12 protein-coding genes and 1 riboswitch are annotated in these 17,962 nt (G+C 71.5%); of the genes, 1 reads left to right on the plus strand and 11 read right to left on the minus strand.

What is annotated here, in order from left to right:
• Positions 1 to 16: 16 nt before the first annotated feature.
• The 3 genes from OG753_RS36095 to recQ all read right to left on the minus strand — a co-directional run bounded on the left by OG753_RS36095 (position 17) and on the right by recQ (position 3,718).
• Positions 17 to 823 (minus strand): HlyD family efflux transporter periplasmic adaptor subunit, encoded by an 807-nt coding sequence (locus OG753_RS36095; protein ID WP_327265962.1) that lies wholly within the window; start codon positions 821 to 823, stop codon positions 17 to 19.
• A gap of 99 nt (positions 824 to 922) precedes the next feature.
• Positions 923 to 1,162 carry a hypothetical protein gene (locus tag OG753_RS36100; RefSeq protein WP_327265963.1) on the minus strand — a complete coding sequence of 80 codons (240 nt, stop codon included), beginning with the start codon at positions 1,160 to 1,162 and terminating at the stop codon, positions 923 to 925.
• A 501-nt stretch (positions 1,163 to 1,663) separates the two neighbouring features.
• The gene (gene recQ / locus OG753_RS36105) at positions 1,664 to 3,718 is read right to left on the minus strand and encodes a DNA helicase RecQ (protein ID WP_405791589.1); all 2,055 of its coding nucleotides are present in this window, start codon (positions 3,716 to 3,718) and stop codon (positions 1,664 to 1,666) included.
• Positions 3,719 to 3,933: 215 nt separating this feature from the next.
• On the opposite strand from recQ, the gene OG753_RS36110 reads away from it, so the two are divergent.
• Positions 3,934 to 4,404, plus strand: a complete 471-nt coding sequence (locus OG753_RS36110) for a DNA starvation/stationary phase protection protein (RefSeq protein WP_327265965.1) — start codon at positions 3,934 to 3,936, stop codon at positions 4,402 to 4,404.
• Between the two features lie 76 nt (positions 4,405 to 4,480).
• On the opposite strand, the gene rph is transcribed toward OG753_RS36110, so the two are convergent.
• The 8 genes from rph to OG753_RS36150 form a co-directional block, all read right to left on the minus strand.
• Positions 4,481 to 7,075, minus strand: a complete 2,595-nt coding sequence (gene rph, locus OG753_RS36115) for a rifamycin-inactivating phosphotransferase (protein ID WP_405791591.1) — start codon at positions 7,073 to 7,075, stop codon at positions 4,481 to 4,483.
• A 176-nt stretch (positions 7,076 to 7,251) separates the two neighbouring features.
• Positions 7,252 to 8,337 (minus strand): tRNA (adenosine(37)-N6)-threonylcarbamoyltransferase complex transferase subunit TsaD, encoded by a 1,086-nt coding sequence (gene tsaD, locus OG753_RS36120; RefSeq protein ID WP_405791593.1) that lies wholly within the window; start codon positions 8,335 to 8,337, stop codon positions 7,252 to 7,254.
• A 54-nt stretch (positions 8,338 to 8,391) separates the two neighbouring features.
• Positions 8,392 to 9,174, minus strand: a complete 783-nt coding sequence (locus tag OG753_RS36125; RefSeq protein WP_327265968.1) for a sulfite exporter TauE/SafE family protein — start codon at positions 9,172 to 9,174, stop codon at positions 8,392 to 8,394.
• Positions 9,175 to 9,226: 52 nt separating this feature from the next.
• Positions 9,227 to 10,147 carry a cobalamin-binding protein gene (locus OG753_RS36130; protein ID WP_405791595.1) on the minus strand — a complete coding sequence of 307 codons (921 nt, stop codon included), beginning with the start codon at positions 10,145 to 10,147 and terminating at the stop codon, positions 9,227 to 9,229.
• A gap of 120 nt (positions 10,148 to 10,267) precedes the next feature.
• Entirely contained in the window at positions 10,268 to 12,592 is a 2,325-nt protein-coding gene (metE, locus tag OG753_RS36135) for a 5-methyltetrahydropteroyltriglutamate--homocysteine S-methyltransferase (RefSeq protein WP_327265970.1), read from the minus strand.
• A 160-nt stretch (positions 12,593 to 12,752) separates the two neighbouring features.
• Positions 12,753 to 12,979, minus strand: a riboswitch (cobalamin riboswitch).
• A 131-nt stretch (positions 12,980 to 13,110) separates the two neighbouring features.
• Entirely contained in the window at positions 13,111 to 13,971 is an 861-nt protein-coding gene (xdhC, locus tag OG753_RS36140) for a xanthine dehydrogenase accessory protein XdhC (RefSeq protein WP_405792937.1), read from the minus strand.
• 1 nt (position 13,972) lies between these two features.
• A complete protein-coding gene (gene xdhB / locus OG753_RS36145; protein WP_405791597.1) occupies positions 13,973 to 16,372 on the minus strand; it encodes a xanthine dehydrogenase molybdopterin binding subunit in 2,400 nt (799 codons plus the stop codon).
• A complete protein-coding gene (locus OG753_RS36150) occupies positions 16,369 to 17,832 on the minus strand; it encodes a xanthine dehydrogenase small subunit (RefSeq protein ID WP_405791599.1) in 1,464 nt (487 codons plus the stop codon). The genes xdhB and OG753_RS36150 overlap by 4 nt, the downstream gene beginning before the upstream one ends.
• Positions 17,833 to 17,962: the final 130 nt, after the last annotated feature.

A 17,962-nucleotide genomic window follows, 5' to 3' on the forward strand; every position in this document is an offset into this window, starting at 1 on the left:
CCGGTCTTCGGCGCGGTCACGGCAGCAGCCAGTCGACCGGGCGCTGTGCGGCGAGGTGGACGGCTCCGGTGACCGGTGTCCTCGACCCGACCTCGTACGGGGGCCCGTCCGCGGAGGACCAGCGGTAGCCGGACGTGGTGGAGGAGGAGCGCTCGAGCCGTACGACCACGGCCACCGGGCTGCCGTGGCGGGAGAACTGTCCGGCGAGAGCGGCGTCGCCGAGGAAGCCGCCGATCTGTGCCTGTGTCAGGGGCGCCCGGCCGACCGCCGTGACGCGCCCGCGCAGCATGCCGAACCGCTGCTGCGGGACGGACTGGACGTTCAGGTCGACCGCGGCGCCCACGGGGATCGCCGAGCCGCTTCCGCCCGGTACGTACAGCACGGCCACCAGCGGGTCCTCCGGATCCTTCACACGTTCCACGGTGGCCACGTCCGCACCTGTGGCGACGACCGAACCCACCTTGGCCACCAGGGTCGTCAGCCGCCCGCCGGTCACCACGCGCACGGGCCGTTCCCCCTGGTCCGTACGGACGTTGAGCAGGGGCGCACCGGCGGCCAGCAACTGGCCCTCCTCGGCGAGGACTCCGGTCACCTGTCCCGCGACCGGCGTCTGCAGTACGTAACTGCCCTCGGCCCGGGTGAGGATGCCGGGTGCGCTCAGCTTGGAGGACACGGTGCCCGTGAGGGCCCAGAAGCTCGCGGCCGCCATGACGACGACCGTGACGGCAAGGACGAGCCGCCCCTGCGGGCGGGCGAAGCGAACGGGCAGATCGAGTTCTTCGGGCGATTGCAGCTTGGAAAGAGCCTTTTGGCGAAACTGCACGGACTATTCCTTCAGCTGCATTCGTATCGGTGGGGCGCGGGGACGCCGGTGAACCCCGGAGCCGTGGGGGACGCTCCGGGGTTCACCGGGATATCCCGATCAGAGACCGGCGCGACCGGTGTTCACCGAAACGCCGGTGATGCCCGTGACGAGGCCGGGGACGTGGGAGACGATGCCCGTGGCCGCCTGGACGGTGTGGAGAGAGCCCACGACACCCACGACGTTGTTGACATCGCTGGTCACGGCGCCGGCCAGGCCGCCGGACACGCTGATGATGCCGCCGGAGACGGCGTCCAGCTCGGTGTCGTCGATCTCGCGGGTCTCGATGTCGTTACGCATGGCGCGCACCTTTCATTGGGGGGAGGAATTCATCACTGCGGGGCCGGCGGCCCGAATTCCGGCCGCCGTGCCCGATTGCTGCGATGGGCACGATGAAAGCATGCGAACGAGGTCTCCACCCAATCCTGTTGACTCCCCATCACGGGCAGACGATCACCTCTGGTGATGGACGTGCAGCTTGATTCACCGAATGGTGGCGACTTCTTCACGAGATCGAGTAACAGATAGGGGCCGCGCGCTTCCGGCGCGGAAGGAATCGTTGTGAACCATCACAAAATGGACTGCGTGGAGTCCGCGTATCGAGGAGTGAGGGAGGCCGCCTGTCGAGATCGCGAACACGATGTGCAGGTTTCCGGAGGGCGCGGGGGGTGACGGATGCGTCACGCCCGGTGCGCGAGCAGGCGGCGCTGCGAGGAGTGCCGCAGAGGGTGCCGCAAACGCCGCCGCGGCGCCCTTGTGCAGGGCGCCGCGGCTCCAACTCCTCCCGGAACGGTGAAAGGGCTACTGCCAGTCGTCCCAGGGCGGCGGCGCCATCTCGTCCAGGTCGAAGGGGGGTTCATCGGGGTCCGGCTCCGCGAGCCGTGCCGCGGACGAGGGCGCCGAGGGGGCCGGAGCGGGGCGGGCCGGAGCGGCCTGCGCCGGACCGGAGGATGCCGGGGCGACGGACTCGGCCGGCGGCGCCGGGGCCGGGCCGGGAACGGTGGCGCCGCACTCCGCCAGGGTGTCGAGGACGCCCTGGGCGTACTTCGCGAGCTTGGCCTCGCCGATTCCCCCGATGGTGCCCAGCTCGTCCGCCGTGGCGGGCAGGAGCGTCGCGATCTCCCGCAGCGTCGCGTCGTGGAAGACGACGTATGCGGGTACGCCCTGCTCCCGCGCCGTCTCGGCCCGCCAGGCGCGCAGGGCCAGGAAGACCGGCTCGGCCGCGGCCGGCAGATCGACCGGCACACGGGCGCCCTTCCCCGAGCGCGACCCGGACTCCTTGCGGGACGCGGCGGCGGGCGCCTTCTCCTTCCGCATCGGGACGCTGCGGCGTCCTCCCAGGACCTCGCCGCTGTCCTCCGTGAGCACCAGCGTCCCGTAATCGCCCTCCACCGCCAGCAGCCGCTGCGCCAGCAACTGGCGTACGACGCCCCGCCATTCCGCGGTGCCCAGGTCCGCCCCGACGCCGAACACCGAGAGGGCGTCATGGTCGAACTGGATGACCTTCGCCGTCTTCTTGCCCTGGAGGATGTCGATGATCTGGCCGGCGCCGAACTTCTGCCGCCGTTCCTTCGCCAGCCGCCACACGGTGGACAGCAGCTTCTGCGAGGCGACCGTCCCGTCCCAGGACTCGGCCGGCGTCAGACACGTGTCGCAGTTCCCGCAGGGCGTGCCCGACTGCCCGAAGTACTCCAGCAGCCGCACCCGGCGGCAGTCGACCGTCTCGCACAGCGCCAGCATGGCGTCCAGGTGCATGCCCAGGGAGCGGCGGTGCGCCTCGTCGCCCTCGGAACCGTCGATGAGCTTGCGCTGCTGGACCACGTCCTGCAGGCCGTACGCCAGCCACGCCGTGGCCGGCTCGCCGTCGCGGCCGGCACGGCCGGTCTCCTGGTAGTAGCCCTCGACCGACTTCGGCAGGTCGAGGTGTGCCACGAAGCGCACGTCCGGCTTGTCGATGCCCATGCCGAAGGCGATCGTGGCCACCACCACGACCCCGTCCTCCCGCAGGAAGCGCGCCTGGTTCTCCGCCCGCGTACGGGCGTCCATCCCGGCGTGGTACGCCACGGCGTCGATGCCCTGCTCCACGAGGGAGGCCGCGGTCTTCTCCACCGAGGCCCGGGAGAGGCAGTAGACGACACCGGCGTCCCCGGCGTGCTCGGTCCGGATCAGTTCCAGCAGCTGCTTGACCGGGTTGTTCTTCGGGACGATGCGGTACTGGATGTTCGGCCGGTCGAAGCTGGCGACGAAGTGCCGGGCGTCCTCCAGACCGAGCCTCGCCACGATCTCGGCGTGGGTGGCCTCCGTGGCCGTCGCGGTCAGTGCGATCCGCGGCACCTTGGGCCAGCGCTCGTGCAGCATGGACAGCGCGAGGTAGTCGGGCCGGAAGTCGTGACCCCACTGGGCGACGCAGTGCGCCTCGTCGATCGCGAAGAGCGACACCTTGCCGCGGTCGAGCAGCCGCTGGGCGCTCTCGGTGCGCAGCCGCTCGGGGGCCAGGTACAGCAGGTCCAGCTCGTCGGCGAGGAAGGCCTGCTCGACGGCCTGCCGCTCGTACGTGTCCTGCGTCGAATTGAGGAATCCGGCCCGCACCCCGAGGGCGTTGAGCGCGTTCACCTGGTCCTGCATCAGCGCGATGAGCGGCGAGACCACGACGCCCGTGCCCTCCCTGACCAGCGCCGGGATCTGGTAGCAGAGCGACTTGCCGCCGCCGGTCGGCATCAGGACGAGGGCGTCGCCGCCACCGGTGACCTGCTCGATGATCTCCTGCTGCTCACCGCGGAAGGAGCTGTATCCGAACACGCGGTGCAATACCTGCAGAGCGTCGGAGATCTCGGGGGAAGTGTCCGGAAGTGCCATCCGCGAAGCCTAGCGGCACCCACCGACACCTCGGCTCCGGCCGCCGGGCGGGTGCGGGCGTCAGGACGTCGCCGAGGTCCCACGGGCAGCGCACGGACATGCCGCCGCCAGGACTCGACCGAACGGACCAGCCAGGGACAAAGGCCCGTTTTGTGCCCCACGCATCGGGTAGTCGCAGTCTGATCGACACCCATCCCGATACGAATGGAGACGTTGTGTCCGTCGTCAAGAATGCCCTCCCGGAAGCCGATCTGAAGGTCGTCGGTGAAGCGCTGCAGGGCGCTCTGGTGGACCTGGTGGACCTCTCGCTCGTCGCCAAGCAGGTGCACTGGAACGTGGTGGGACCCCGGTTCCGGTCCGTGCACCTCCAGCTGGACGAGGTGGTCACCACGGCGCGCACCCACTCGGACGTGGTCGCCGAGCGTGCCTCCGCCCTCGGGATCACCCCGGACGGCAGGGCCGCGACGGTGGCGTCCGCCACCGCTGTCACCGGCGTGCCCGAGGGCTGGATCAAGGACGTGGACGCCGTCCGCATCCTCGTCGACGCCCTCAGCACGGTGATCACCCGCATGCGCGAACGCATCCGGTCCACGGACGAGCCCGACCCGGTCACCCAGGACCTCCTGATCGCCGTGACCGGCGAGCTCGAAAAGCACCATTGGATGTTCGCCGCCGAGAACGCCTGAGGGGACCGGGGCGCGGCTCCGGCCGCCCCGGAGGACTTCCCGGGGCGGCCGTGGCGCGGTCGTGGGGCGGTTTCGATCAGGGCAGGATCTCGACGTACCCGTCGGTTCCGTGCACACGGATCCGCTGCCCGTCCCGGATCAGCCGGGTGGCCCGCTCCACGCCCACGACGGCCGGCAGGCCGTACTCCCGGGCGATCACCGCGCCATGGGTCATCAGGCCGCCCACCTCCGTCACCAGGCCCGCGATGCCGACGAACAGCGGGGACCAGCTGGGATCCGTGAAGGCCGTGACCAGGATGTCGCCCGCTTCCAGATCGGCCTGCGCCATGTCGAGGACGACGCGCGCCCTGCCCTCGACGGTCCCGGCCGAGACCGGTACGCCGACCAGGGCGCCCGGCGGCACGTCGTCGCGCCGGTACGCACCGGTCAGGGCCTCGCCCTCCGAGGTGAGCACCCGCGGCGGTGTCAGCGCGTGGTACGCCCTGAACGCGTCCTTGCGCTCCTGGAGGAGCTCTTGCCCGACCTTGCGGTGCGAGCGCACGACGTCGTGGAGTTCCTGGAAGGTGAGGTGGAAGACGTCCTCCCGTTCGGGTACCAGACCCGCCTCGACGAGGCGCCCGGCTTCCTCCAGCAGGGCCTGCTTGTAGACGAAGTAGCGGCTGATGATGTTGTACTTCGGGTACTCCCGGTACCCGATGAAGGTTCGGACCCGGTCGATCATCCGCTTGGCCTCGTCGGCCTTCAGGTCCCCGTCCGGCAGGACCCGCAGGCGTGACAGCACGTCCTGTTCCTTCTCCTGCGCCCTCTGCCGCCCTTGCTCGAAGCGCCGCTCGGCGGCGCCCGGCCCGAAGTTCCGCACGTTGTCGAGGATCACGGGCACCAGAGTGACGGGCCGCTCGCGCCAGCGCGGCCTGGTGATGTCGATCTCGCCGACGCAGCGCATGCCGTACCGGTCGAGATACGCCTCGATGGCGTCGCGCGCCTCGGTCCCGCCCGCGAGTTTCGCCAGCCCGTCCAGGAAGTCCTCGTCCCGGGTGTCCTGCAGGTACGCCACCACCTCCGGCAGCGGGCGGATCACATCGGCGACGTCGAGCAGGGCCAGCCCCATCTCCGACGTGATGTTGTCAGGGGCGGAAAGGGTCAGCGTGTCGGCCGCGTTCTTCTCGCCCAGCCACTCCTGCAGCCTGTCGTTGAGCCACCAGGTGGCCTCCATGCCCGCCATGATCGCCTGATGGCTCAGCGGATCGCCGAGGATCCGCTTGTGCTCCTCGAATGCCTCCAGCAGGAACGCGAACAGCGCCGGTCCGGTCTTTGTCCGGATGTCGCGCTCCAGGGCGGCGGTGGACACCCGGCTGCGCTCGATCAGATCGGTCACGATGGCCGGATCGGTCTCGATCGGGGCGGGCGCAGCAGCTCCCGGCGGCGGCCCGCCGGGACCCGTGTCCGGGAGCGAGGGGACGAAGCCGTCGCGGTCGAGGACGGTCTCCAGGGCATCCCTGATCAGCGGATCGCCCTTCCCCAGGGCGTCCAGGAGACCGGCGCGGCTCGCGGGCGAGGCCAGGCGCCGGGTGACGTCGACGAACAGCCTCCCGCCGGCCTCCTGCATCGGGACCATGGCCGTCAGCTGCCACATGGAGAACCCCAGGGACTTCATGGGGTCGGTCATCATCTGTCCGTGACCGACGGAGACGTAGACGTGGTTCTCCCGGTCGCCGGTCTCCGGGACGGGGAACAGCGTCGTGATCGGCCGGCTCTGGACGATCCGGAAGCCGTCGTCGACCAGACACCATTCGATGTCCTGCGGGCGGCCGAAGTGTGCCTCGATCCGCCGCCCGAGCTCCACGAGCCGCACGGCCTGAGCGTCCGTCAGCGCCGGCTGCTCCCGGCGCTCCGCGTCGACCGCGACTTCCTGTGTACCGCCGCCCGGCAGGGCCTGCAGGGCACGCTGTTTGGCGGCGATCGATCTGGCGACGACGGCGCCGCCGCGCACGGCGAAGACGTCCGGGTTCACCAGGCCGGAGACCAGGGCCTCCCCGAGGCCGAAGCCGGCGTCCACGGTGGAGACCGTCCGGTTGCCCGTGACGGGGTCGGCCGTGAACAGGATGCCGGACGCCTGCGGGAAGACCATCTGCTGCACGACCACGGCCATGTGCACCGTACGGTGGTCGATGCCGTTGCGCTGACGGTAGGTCACGGCCCGTTCCGTGAACAGCGAGGCCCAGCACCGGCTGACGTGCCGGAGGACCGCCGCCGGTCCCACGACGTTCAGGTACGTGTCCTGCTGGCCGGCGAAGGAGGCCGTCGGCAGGTCCTCGGCCGTCGCGCTGGACCGGACGGCGCAGGCGGCCCGCTCGCCGAGCGCGGCGAGCGCGCCGGTGATCTCCGCCGCGAGATCGTCCGGGATCACGGTCTCTTCGACCACCCGACGAATCTCCGCGCTGAGCGTGCGGATCGCCTCCCGCTCGTCCGGGCCCACGCGCGCCAGCCGGTCGAGCAGGTCGCCGATCGACGGCGCCTGCGCCACGATCCGCCGGAAGGCGTCCGTCGTCACGCAGAAGCCGCGCGGCACGTCGATTCCTTCGATCCGTGACAGCTCGCCCAGGTGCGCGCCCTTGCCGCCGACGACGGCGACCTGAGTCTCGTCGACCTCTTGAAGATCCAGCACGTGCACGTCGTGGCCCCGTTTCCCCAGGTTGTGGCTTTGATCGACAATTCTGCGCCGTGACCCGGGTCTTGTGGCAAGCCCCCCTGCGCGCTATAACTTGAGAGTGGCAAGGAGAGCGCTCTCCTTGCCTTTGTCATTTCCACCGCCCGCCGGTGAGCCCCGGACACCAACCCGCGACGCCCCTATGCGGCGGACGGGAGCGGCGTCAGGGAGGCGTACTCCAGTGGTGCGGACGGGTCGATGGACACGTCCAGCGGCGCAGGCTCCGCCCCGGAGCGCACCAGCAGGTCGCCGACGGCCGCGATCATGGCTCCGTTGTCCGTGCACAAGGTCAGGGGCGGAACGCGCAGTTCGATGCCCGCGGAGGCGCATCGTCGCTCCGCCAGGGCCCTGACCCGCGAGTTGGCGGCCACGCCGCCGACCACGATCAGCGTCTTCACGTCGTAGGCGCGGCAGGCCGCCAGAGCCTTGCGGGTCAGCACGTCCGCGACGGCCTCCTGCAGGGCCGCTGCTCCGTCGGCCACCGGCGGCTCCTGACCGAGCTCGCGGTGCTTCTCTGCCCAGCGGGCCGCGGCCGTCTTCAGGCCGGAGAAGGAGAAGGCGTACGGGTCGTCGCCCGGCCGGGTCAGCGGGCGCGGGAAGGTCACGGCCTTGGGATCGCCGTCACGGGCGGCCCGGTCGATGGCGGGCCCGCCCGGATAGGGCAGACCCAGGATCCGGGCCACCTTGTCGAAGCACTCGCCGGCCGCGTCGTCGAGGGTGTCCCCGAGGTGCAGGATCGGCTCGCGCACCAGGTCCCGTACGAGGAGCAGCGAGGTGTGGCCCCCGGAGACGATCAGCACCACGCACGGGTCGGGCAGCGGCCCGTGCTCCAGGGTGTCGGCGGCGACGTGCCCGGCCAGGTGATGGACGCCGTACAGCGGCACCCCGGCCGCGTAGGCCAGGGTCTTGGCCCCGGCCAGGCCGACCTGCAGCGCGCCCGAGAGGCCGGGCCCGGTGGTGACGGCGACCACGTCGATCTGACTGAGCCGCAGTCCGGCCCGGTCGAGGGCCTGCCGGACGACCGGGTTGAAGGCGTGCAGGTGCGCGCGGGCGGCGATCTCGGGCACGACGCCGCCGAAGCGGGCGTGCTCGTCCATGCTCGACGCCACCACGTGCGCGAGGAGCCTGCCGTCCTGCACGATGCCCGCGCCGGTCTCGTCGCACGACGACTCGATCCCCAGCACCACTGGTCCGCTCACAGCTCCCCGCCTTCTTCTGCGCCACATCCGCAATTGCGCACTATATGTAATAAGAGTCGGATGGTGGCCGCCCGGTGCGGGTCAGCGCAGGATCTGGACGGCGTAGAGGGTTCCGACGCCTACGGCGAGGGTGCCGAGCAGGATGCGGAGGGCCGTCTCGGGCAGGTGCGGCTGGAGACGGGCACCGAGGTATCCGCCGACCAGACCACCGGCCCCGCACGTCAGGCCGAGGAGCCAGTCGGGGGCGACATCGCCCGTGGCGGCCAGGGAGAGCAGCGCATAGGTGACCGCGCCGACGACGGAGGTGATGAAGGTGGCGGCCAGCGCCGCGGGCGCGACGGTGGCAACCGGCGCTCCACGGCCGACGAGGACCGGGCCGAGCAGGGAGCCGCCCCCGATCCCGTAGATGCCGCCGACCATGCCGACGGCCAGGGCCAGCGAGGTCGTGGAACGGGGGGAGGGCCGGCGGGTCGCGCGGGCCGGCGCGGGGCGCAGCGTGCGCAGCAGCAGCCACAGCCCGAGGGGCAGCAGCAGTGCGGCGATGAGGAGGCGGAAGACGCGCGGGCCCGGCACGGCGAACACCCGGATCACCGCGCCGATGATCACGCCCGGCACGGTGCCCACGACCAGCAGGCGGGTCAGCGGACCTCTCAGACTCCCCGCTCTGTGGTGACGCAACAGCGCACCGGGCCCCGCCACGACGTTGAACAGCAGGTTCGTCGGCGTCACCGCCGGGCTCGGCACGCTCAGGACACTGATCTGCACGGGCAGCAGGAAGACGGCTCCGGAAACACCCACGGGCGCGGTGACCACTGATATCAGCAGCCCGGCGGCGAACGCCAGCAGTCCCGTCGACCACGTCACGAAAACCCCCTGGAGAGAACACTTCGGGCCGGAAGCGGCCCCGGCCCGTCCGTCAGTCGCGGTCGAGGCGGAGCGCCTCCGTCGGGCGCACCGGATCACCTGCCGACACCCCGTGCAGGACGTGCGCCAGCACCTCCGCGCCCCGTACGACGCGGGGGCCCGGCCGGTTGAAGCAGGCGGGCCCGTCCAGGACCCACACCTCACCGGCGCGCACCGCGGGCAGCTCCTCCCACCCGGGCAGGGAGGTCAGCAGTTCCCGCTCGCGCAGGGTGCGCTCCGGGCCGAAGCCGCAGGGCATGACCAGGAGCACGTCCGGGCGCGCGGCCCGGACCGCCTCCCAGTCCATCGGCCGGGTGTGCTCACCCGGGGCGGCGATCAGGGCCTCCCCGCCCGCGCACGCGATCTGCTCCGGCACCCAGTGCCCGGCCGGCCAGAGGGGGTCGAGCCATTCGATCGCCACCACCCGGGGCCGCCGCCGCCCGGCCACCTGCGACCGTACGGCCTCGAGCCGCGCGGCGAGCACCTCCCGGCGCTCCCGCGCGTACCGTCCCACGCCGAGCAGTTCGCCCACCGTGACCAGGCAGTCCAGTACGTCGCCCAGCGTGCGCGGCTCCAGGCTCAGCACGCGGGGCCCGCCGTCGAGGACGCGCACCGCCCGGCTCACCCCCGCGTAGGACACCGCGCAGACGTCGCACAGGTCCTGGGTCAGGATCACTTCGGGAGCCAGGGTGGCGAGGGCGTCGGTGTCGAGGGTGTAGAGGGAGGAGCCGCTGTGCGCGGCGCCGCCGACCGCGTCGGAGATCTCCCTGCTGCTCAGGGTGTCCGCGGAGAACTCGGCGGAGGTCACCACGGGCACCCCGGCCACCACCTGCGGAGGCCAGTCGCACTCGTGCGTACGGCCCACCAGATCGGCGGCCAGGCCGAGCTCCGCCACGATGTCGGTGGCCGCGGGCAGCAGGGAGACGATGCGCATCCCCCCGACCCTAGGGGATCCGGCGGCTCGCCGGTCCCCGTCGTCGCGGACGTCGGCCGGTGTGCGTTCGAGGCCGGTCCGGGCCGGACGCGCGGGGCGTCCGGCCCGGAGCCGCGGGTGTCAGGAGCCGTCGCCCGACAGGTCCGCGCGGACCTCGTGCGCGGCCGCGACGAGGTTCTCCAGGGAGGCGCGGGTCTCTGTCCAGCCGCGGGTCTTCAGACCGCAGTCGGGATTGACCCAGAGCCGTTCGGCGGGGATGGCAGCGAGCCCCTTGCGCAGGAGGGCCGCTGCCTCCTCGGTACCGGGGACGCGCGGGGAGTGGATGTCCCAGACGCCGGGACCCGCCTCGCGCGGGTAGCCGTGCGCCGCCAGTTCGTCCGCGACCTGCATGTGGGAGCGGGCGGCCTCCAGGCTGATGACGTCGGCGTCGAGGTCGTCGATGGCCTGGACGATGTCGCCGAACTCCGCGTAGCACATGTGGGTGTGGATCTGGGTGTCCGGCCGGACTCCACTGGTGCTCAGACGGAAGGACTCGGTGGCCCACTCCAGATACTCCGCGTGGTCGGCGGCCCGCAGCGGCAGGGTCTCGCGCAGCGCGGGTTCGTCGACCTGGATGACCGAAGTGCCGGCCGCTTCGAGGTCGCCGACCTCCTCGCGCAGGGCGAGGGCCACCTGGCGGGCGGTGTCGCCGAGGGGCTGGTCGTCGCGGACGAAGGACCAGGCGAGCATGGTGACGGGGCCGGTGAGCATGCCCTTGACCGGCTTGGTGGTCTGCGACTGCGCGTACGTGGTCCAGCGGACGGTCATCGGCTCGGGGCGGGAGATGTCCCCGGCCAGCACCGGCGGGCGGACGTAGCGGGTGCCGTACGACTGCACCCAGCCGTGCTGCGTGGCGAGGTACCCCGTCAGCTGCTCGGCGAAGTACTGGACCATGTCGTTGCGTTCGGGCTCGCCGTGCACCAGGACGTCGATCCCGGTCTTCTCCTGGAAGGAGAGCACCTCGCGGATCTCGTCCTTGATGCGCTCCTCGTAGCCGGCGGCGTCGATCCGTCCGGCGCGGAGGTCGGCGCGCGCGGTGCGCAGCTCGTTCGTCTGCGGGAACGAGCCGATCGTGGTGGTCGGCAGCAGTGGCAGACCCAGGTGCGCCCGCTGGGCGGCGGTCCGCTCGGCGTACGGCTGCGAGCGCCGCCCGTCGGCGTCGGTGATGGCCGCGGTGCGGGCGCGGACCGCGGGGTCGTGGGTGATGGCGGAGCCGGCGCGGGAGGCGAGGTCGGCCCGGTTGGCGGCGAGTTCGGCGGCGATGGCGCCGGTGCCCTGGGCGAGACCGCGGGCGAGGGTGGTGATCTCGGTGGTCTTCTGGCGGGCGAAGGAGAGCCAGCGCCGGATCTGCGGGTCGATGTCGCGTTCGGCGCTGGCGTCCAGCGGGACGTGCAGGAGGGAGCAGGACGAGGCGACGTCGACGCGGTCGGCGAGGCCGAGGAGGGTGCCGAGGGTGGTCAGGGACTTCTGGAAGTCGTTGATCCAGATGTTGCGGCCGTTGACCACACCGGCGACCAGCCGCTTTCCGGGCAGCCCGCCGACGGCGGCGAGGTCGTCGAGGTTCGCGCGGGCGCTGCCGGTGAAGTCCAGGGCGAGGCCTTCGACGGGGGCAGCGGCGAGCACCGGGAGGGCGTCGCCGAGCCGGTCGAAGTACGAGGCGACCAGCAGCTTCGGGCGGTCGGTGGCCGCCCCCAGGTCGCGGTAGGCGCGGGCGGTGGCGCTCAGGTCGGCCGGGGTGCGGTCCTGGACCAGGGCGGGCTCGTCGAGCTGGACCCAGTCGGCGCCGGCGGCGCGCAGATCGGCCAGGACCCGGGCGTAGACGGGCAGCAGCCGGTCGAGCAGGGTGAGCGGCTGGAAGTCCGCGGCCACCCCCGGGGCGGGCTTGGCCAGCAGCAGGTAGGTGATGGGGCCGACCAGGACCGGGCGGGCGGAGTGCCCGAGAGCCAGGGCTTCCTTCAGCTCGGCGACCTGCTTGGTGGAGTCGGCGGTGAAGACGCTGTCCGGGCCGAGTTCGGGGACCAGGTAGTGGTAGTTGGTGTCGAACCACTTGGTCATTTCCAGCGGGGCGACGTCCTGGGTGCCGCGGGCCATCGCGAAGAGGCCGTCGAGCGCATGGGCCTCGACGGCTGCGCGGTGCCGCTCGGGGACGGCGCCGACCATGACACTGGTGTCCAACACGTGGTCGTAGTACGAGAAGTCACCGGTCGGCACCTCGTGGATGCCGGCGTCGGTCAGCTGCTGCCAGTTCGAACGGCGCAGGTCGGCCGCGGTCCGGCGGAGGGCGTCGGCGGTGACGCGGCCCTTCCAGTAGCCCTCGACGGCCTTCTTCAGTTCGCGGTTCTGTCCCTGGCGGGGGTAGCCGTGAACGGTGGCTCGTGCTGCCGTGGCGGCGGGCTTGGGTGTCACGGAACTCTCCTTCGCGAGATGTGTCCTGAACATCCCGGTGACGGGACGCGGACGCGAAGGAACGACAGAACGGGCGGTCCACGCCGCGGGGATGCCGCAGGTGCCGCTCGCTGTGTACGCCGACCCGCCCACGAGGTCACCGAAATGGCCGCATGCGAACGTTCGCGTGCGGGCAACGGGCAGGTCTTCGGACTCGCGGGCACGCCTGCCGGTCTCCCGGCGGGCACCTACTGGCCGTCGCTTCCCAGGACCGTTGTCCGGACCCAGTGCTCATGACGGCGGTCGTTCCCGCTCACCGCTGCGGGGCAGTCCCGGATTCCCACCGGGTTCCCTCTTACGACGCATCCCGCCTGGCGGACGGGGCGAACCAGCTGCGCGAGCAACACTAGGTCGATTTCGTGGAGTTCGAGTACAGCGGTCCACATGCCGGACGCATGAAATGAGACACGGCGGGCCCGGGGCGGGCGTTCCCGGCTTCCGGCCCCGGGCCTGCAGGAACCGGGACTCCCGCGTTCCGGTCAGGCAGGGGCGCGGAGACGGAGTTCGGCGTCCACCGGGTCCGACACCTCCTGAAGGACGGGCTGTTCGAAGGTCCGGAGCAGGTCCGCCGCGACACTCACGGCGATCGTGGCGGGTTCCTTGCCGGTGATCCCGGCCGTCCCGATCGGGGTCTTGATCCGGGCGATTGCGGCCGCGTCATGGCCGCCCTCGGCGGCCAGGCGCTGCCGGAACCGTGCCCATTTCGCAGACGAGCCGATCAAACCGATCGAGCCGAGACCGCTGGTGCGCAGGGCGGCGTCGCACAGTGCGGCGTCCTCGGCGTGATCGTGGGTCATGATCAGGACGTGAGCGCCGGGCGGCAGCTCCGAAAGCACCTCCTCCGGAAGCAGCGGGGTGTGGTGCACATGAATCTGCGCCACCGCGTCCGCGAGCACGCCCAGCCGCTCACCCGTGAGCATGTCGGGGCGGCTGTCGGTCAGGTGCAGGTCGAGATCGTGCCGGGCCAGGATGCGGGCCAGCTCCAGTCCCACGTGCCCGATGCCGAAGACCGCCACCGCCTGGACCACCGGGAGCGGTTCGAGCAGCACGGTGACGGACCCGCCGCAGCACTGCACGCCGTGCCGTCCGGTGACCTTGTCGTTGAGGGCGAACTCCATCATCTCCGGCTCCGGACCGGCCGTGCCGGACAGCTCGCGCGCCCGGTCGATGGCGACGGCCTCGATGTTGCCGCCGCCGATCGAACCCCACGTCTCGGTCCGTCCCACGACGAGCTTGGCACCGGCCCGGCGGGGCGCGTGGCCGCGCACAGCCGCGACGGTCACGAGCACGCCGGGTTCCCGGCGTGCCCGCAACCGTGCGACCGCGGCCACCCAGCTCATGTCAGGCATGGCTCAAGGCGTTTGCGTCGGCGGGGACCACGCTGCCGTCGGCTGCGGGAGCGCACGGGCGCGCGCCGCCCCCGCGGGCCGCCTGGATCGCCCAGTACACCGCTTCGGGCGTCGCCGGGGAAGCGAGCTCGACGCTGGCTCCGGCCGGCCCGAACGCCGCGGCGGCCTGCCGCAACGCCTCCCGTACCGAGAAGGCCAGCATCAGCGGAGGCTCACCGACCGCCTTGGACCCGTAGACCGCGCCCTCCTCCGTGGCGTTCTCCAGCAGCCTGACGTTGAACTCCTCGGGCATCTCCGAGAAGCTCGGCAGCTTGTAGGTGCTCGCCGCCTGGGTCAGCAGCCGGCCCCGGTTCGGCCCGTCGCCCGCGTCCCACCGCAGGTCCTCCAGCGTCAGCCAGCCCGCGCCCTGCACGAAACCGCCCTCGACCTGACCGATGTCGATCATCGGGGAGAGGCTGTCGCCGACGTCGTGCACGATGTCCACCCGCCGGATCCGGTACGCGCCGGTGAACCCGTCCACCTCCACCTCGGCCGCTGCGGCCCCGTAGGAGAAGTACTTGAACGGCGAGCCGTGGAACACCTTCGCGTCCCAGTGCAGACCCTCGGTCCGGTAGAAACCGGCCGCGGACAGCTGGACCCGCTGGAAGTACGCGGTGCGCACCAGGTCGTCCCAGGCGAGCTCCTTGTCGCTGCCGAGGACGCGTGCGACGCCGTCGACGATGCGCACGTCCGGGGCGCCCGCACCCAGCTGGGTGCCGGCCACCTGGAGCAGCCGCTCGCGGATCTGCTCACAGGCGTTCTTCACCGCGGCGCCGTTGAGGTCCGCCCCTGCGCTGGCCGCGGTGGCGGAGGTGTTGGGCACCTTGTCCGTGCGGGTCGGGGCGAGCCGCACCTTGTGCAGTGGAATGCCCAGTGTGGTCGCGGCCACCTGCAGCATCTTGGTGTGCAGGCCCTGCCCCATCTCGGTGCCGCCGTGGTTGATCAGGACCGAGCCGTCCTTGTAGACCAGCACCAGCGCGCCGGCCTGGTTGAAGGCCGTGAGGTTGAACGAGATCCCGAACTTGATGCCGGTGAGCGCGAGGGCGCGCTTGGTGTGCGGGTGCGCTGCGTTGAAGGCCGCAATCTCGGCCCTGCGATCGGTGATCGCGGCGTCGCCCCGGACCTGGTGCCAGACGGTGGAGATCCGTTCGGGGTGCAGGACCGGCTGTCCGTACGGCGTGGACTGGCCCTGCCGGTAGAAGTTGCGTTCGCGCAACTCCATCGGGTCCAGGCCGAGCAGCGGCGCGCAACGACCCAGGATGTCCTCGATCACCAGCATGCCCTGCGGTCCGCCGAAACCGCGGAAGGCGGTGTTGGAGACCTTGTTGGTCCTGGCGATGCGCCCGGTGACGCGCGCGTGGGGAATCCAGTAGATGTTGTCGATGTGGCACAGGGCGCGGGCCACCACCGGCTCGGACAGGTCCAGGCTCCAGCCGCCGTCCGCGGTCAAGGTGGCGTCCAGGGCCTGGATGCGGCCCTCGGTGTCGAAGCCGATCCTCCACGAGGCGTGGAAGCCGTGGCGCTTGCCGGACATGGTCAGGTCCTGCGTCCGGTTGAGGCGCACCCGGACCGGCCGGCCGGTCAGCATGGCGCCGAGCGCGGCGACGGCCGCGAACCCGTGGGGCTGCATCTCCTTGCCACCGAAGCCGCCGCCCATCCGCAGGCACTGCACCGTCACCTCGTGGCTGTGCAGGCCGAGCACGTGCGCGACGATCTCCTGCGTCTCCGAGGGGTGCTGGGTGCTGCTCTGGACGAACATCTGCCCGTTCTCGTCGACTTGGGCCAGCGCCGCGTGCGTCTCGAGATAGAAGTGCTCCTGATCGGAGAACTGGAACGCGCCGGTGAACACGTGCGCGGAGCCGCCGAAGCCGGCGTCGACGTCGCCGGTCAGCATCATGGGCCGGGCACCGTGGAAGCTCCCGGCCGCGATCGCCTCCTCTAGGGTGATCACGGAAGGCTTCTCGTCGAGGTCCACCTCGACGGCCGCCGCACCGAGCCGGGCCGCCTCCAGGGTCTCGCCGAGCACCCAGGCGACCGCGTGTCCGTGGAACATGACCTCGTCGGGGAAGAGCGGTTCGTCGTGCTTCATCCCGGCATCGTTCACGCCGGGCACGTCGGCACCGGTCAGTACGCGGACCACACCCGGCACGGCGAGCGCGGGCCCGGTGCGCAGCGCGGTGATGCTGCCGTGGGCCTTCATGACCTGGACCGGGTAGGCGTGCAGCACGTCCTTGGTGCGGTGCACCAGGTCGTCGGTGTAGAGCGCGGCGCCGGTGACGTGCAGGCCGGCGCTCTCGTGCGGCATCGGAAGGCCGACGACGGGCTTCTCGGGACGCTCGGACAGATGACTCATGACGACACCGCCTCGGTGGATCGCGCGTACAGCTTCAACAGGCTCTGACCGAGCATCGCGGAGCGGTAGCCGGCGCTGGCGCGGTGATCGTCCATGGGCGTGCCCTGGGCCCGCAGCACCTGGGCCGCGGCCTCCACGGTCTCCGCCGCCCAGGGCCTGCCCTCCAGGGCAGCCTCGGCGTCGACGGCACGGATCGGGGTGGCGGCCACACCGCCCAGGCCGATGCGTGCCTTGCGGACCGTCCCGTCCTCGATGTCGAGTGCGAAGGCCACGGCCACGCTGGAGATGTCGTCGAACCGCCGTTTGGCGATCTTGTGGAAGGCCGCGACCGGTGACAGCGGTAGCGGGATGCGCACCGCACGGATCAGCTCGCCGGGACGGCGCACGCTCTGCCGGTAGCCGGTGAAGTAGTCGCAGAGGGGGACTTCGCGTTCCCCGTCGGCGCCGGTGAGGACCACCAACGCCTCCAGCGCGAGCAGCACCGGCGGGCTGTCACCGATGGGGGAGCCGGTACCCAGATTGCCGCCGAGGGTCGCACTGTTGCGGATGAGCCGGGAGGCGAACTGCGGGAAGAGCTCCGCCAGGAGCGGGACACGGCCGTCGAGGCGGCGTTCGATCTCCGTGAGCGTCAGCGCCGCCCCGATCTCGACGTGACCCGACTCGACGCGCAGCGCCCGCAGTTCGGGCAGCCGGTCGACCGCGACCACACAATCCGCACGACGGGAGCGGATGTTGACCTCCACACCCCAGTCGGTGCTGCCGGCCACCACCACCGCGCCGGGCCGCTCGCGCAGCAGCCGCAGCGCCTCGGCAAGGGTGCCGGGCCGCAGGAACGTGCTGTCGTTCCGGGTGTATTCGGTGGCGACCGGTGCGGGCGCAGCCTGTTCTCGGCGCTGCGCCAGGGCGTCGTCCTCGGCCGGCGCACCGACGGCGAACGCGGCGTCGCGGATCGGGCGGTAGCCGGTGCAGCGGCACAGGTTGCCGCTCAGCGCGTGCAGGTCGAAACCGTTCGGGCCGTGCTCGGAGTCGGTGGCGCCGGCCGGCTCCGCGTGCGCGCAGCGGTCGGGACGGTAGTACTCGGCGGCCATGCTGCAGACGAACCCCGGTGTGCAGTAACCGCATTGGGAGCCGCCGCGGACGGCCATCTCCTCCTGTACGGGGTGGAGCGTGGCAGGCGTACCGGCAGGGCCCGCGGTGGCGAGGCCCTCCGAGGTGATGACCTCCTGACCGTCGAGCGCCGCGACCGGCAGCAGACAGGCGTTGACCGCCACCCAGTCGGTGGGCCTGTTCACTCCGGGACGGGCCACCATGACCGAACAGGCGCCGCATTCACCCTCGGCGCAGCCCTCCTTGGTGCCGGTGAGGCCGCGCTCGCGGAGAAAGTCCAGCACCGTGGTGTGGGGTGAGGCCGGTGAAATCGGTGTTTCTTTCCCGTTGACCGTGATCCGCGCCGCTACCATGGCACGTCCTCATTTCGGCGCGCGATCGAGATGACTGTCCTAGTCGCCATTTCAGGTGCTTTCTATTCTGGGGTGCGCAGCTCGAGATCCCGGAGCGCGACACAACGGCACGCGACAACGTGCCGTGGGT

Origin of the sequence: Streptomyces sp. NBC_00029 (assembly GCF_045160505.1) — a bacterium.
Taxonomy (GTDB): Bacteria; Actinomycetota; Actinomycetes; order Streptomycetales; family Streptomycetaceae; genus Streptomyces.

Bases quoted from the DNA above. Each gene is read 5' to 3' on its own strand.
- OG753_RS36130 (WP_405791595.1), bottom strand. From the start codon at position 10,147: ATGCGCATCGTCTCCCTGCTGCCCGCGGCCACCGACATCGTGGCGGAG.
- xdhB (WP_405791597.1), bottom strand. From the start codon at position 16,372: ATGAGTCATCTGTCCGAGCGTCCCGAGAAGCCCGTCGTCGGCCTTCCG.
- OG753_RS36150 (WP_405791599.1), bottom strand. From the start codon at position 17,832: ATGGTAGCGGCGCGGATCACGGTCAACGGGAAAGAAACACCGATTTCA.
- xdhC (WP_405792937.1), bottom strand. From the start codon at position 13,971: ATGAGCTGGGTGGCCGCGGTCGCACGGTTGCGGGCACGCCGGGAACCC.
- tsaD (WP_405791593.1), bottom strand. From the start codon at position 8,337: ATGTGGCGCAGAAGAAGGCGGGGAGCTGTGAGCGGACCAGTGGTGCTG.
- recQ (WP_405791589.1), bottom strand. From the start codon at position 3,718: ATGGCACTTCCGGACACTTCCCCCGAGATCTCCGACGCTCTGCAGGTA.
- OG753_RS36100 (WP_327265963.1), bottom strand. From the start codon at position 1,162: ATGCGTAACGACATCGAGACCCGCGAGATCGACGACACCGAGCTGGAC.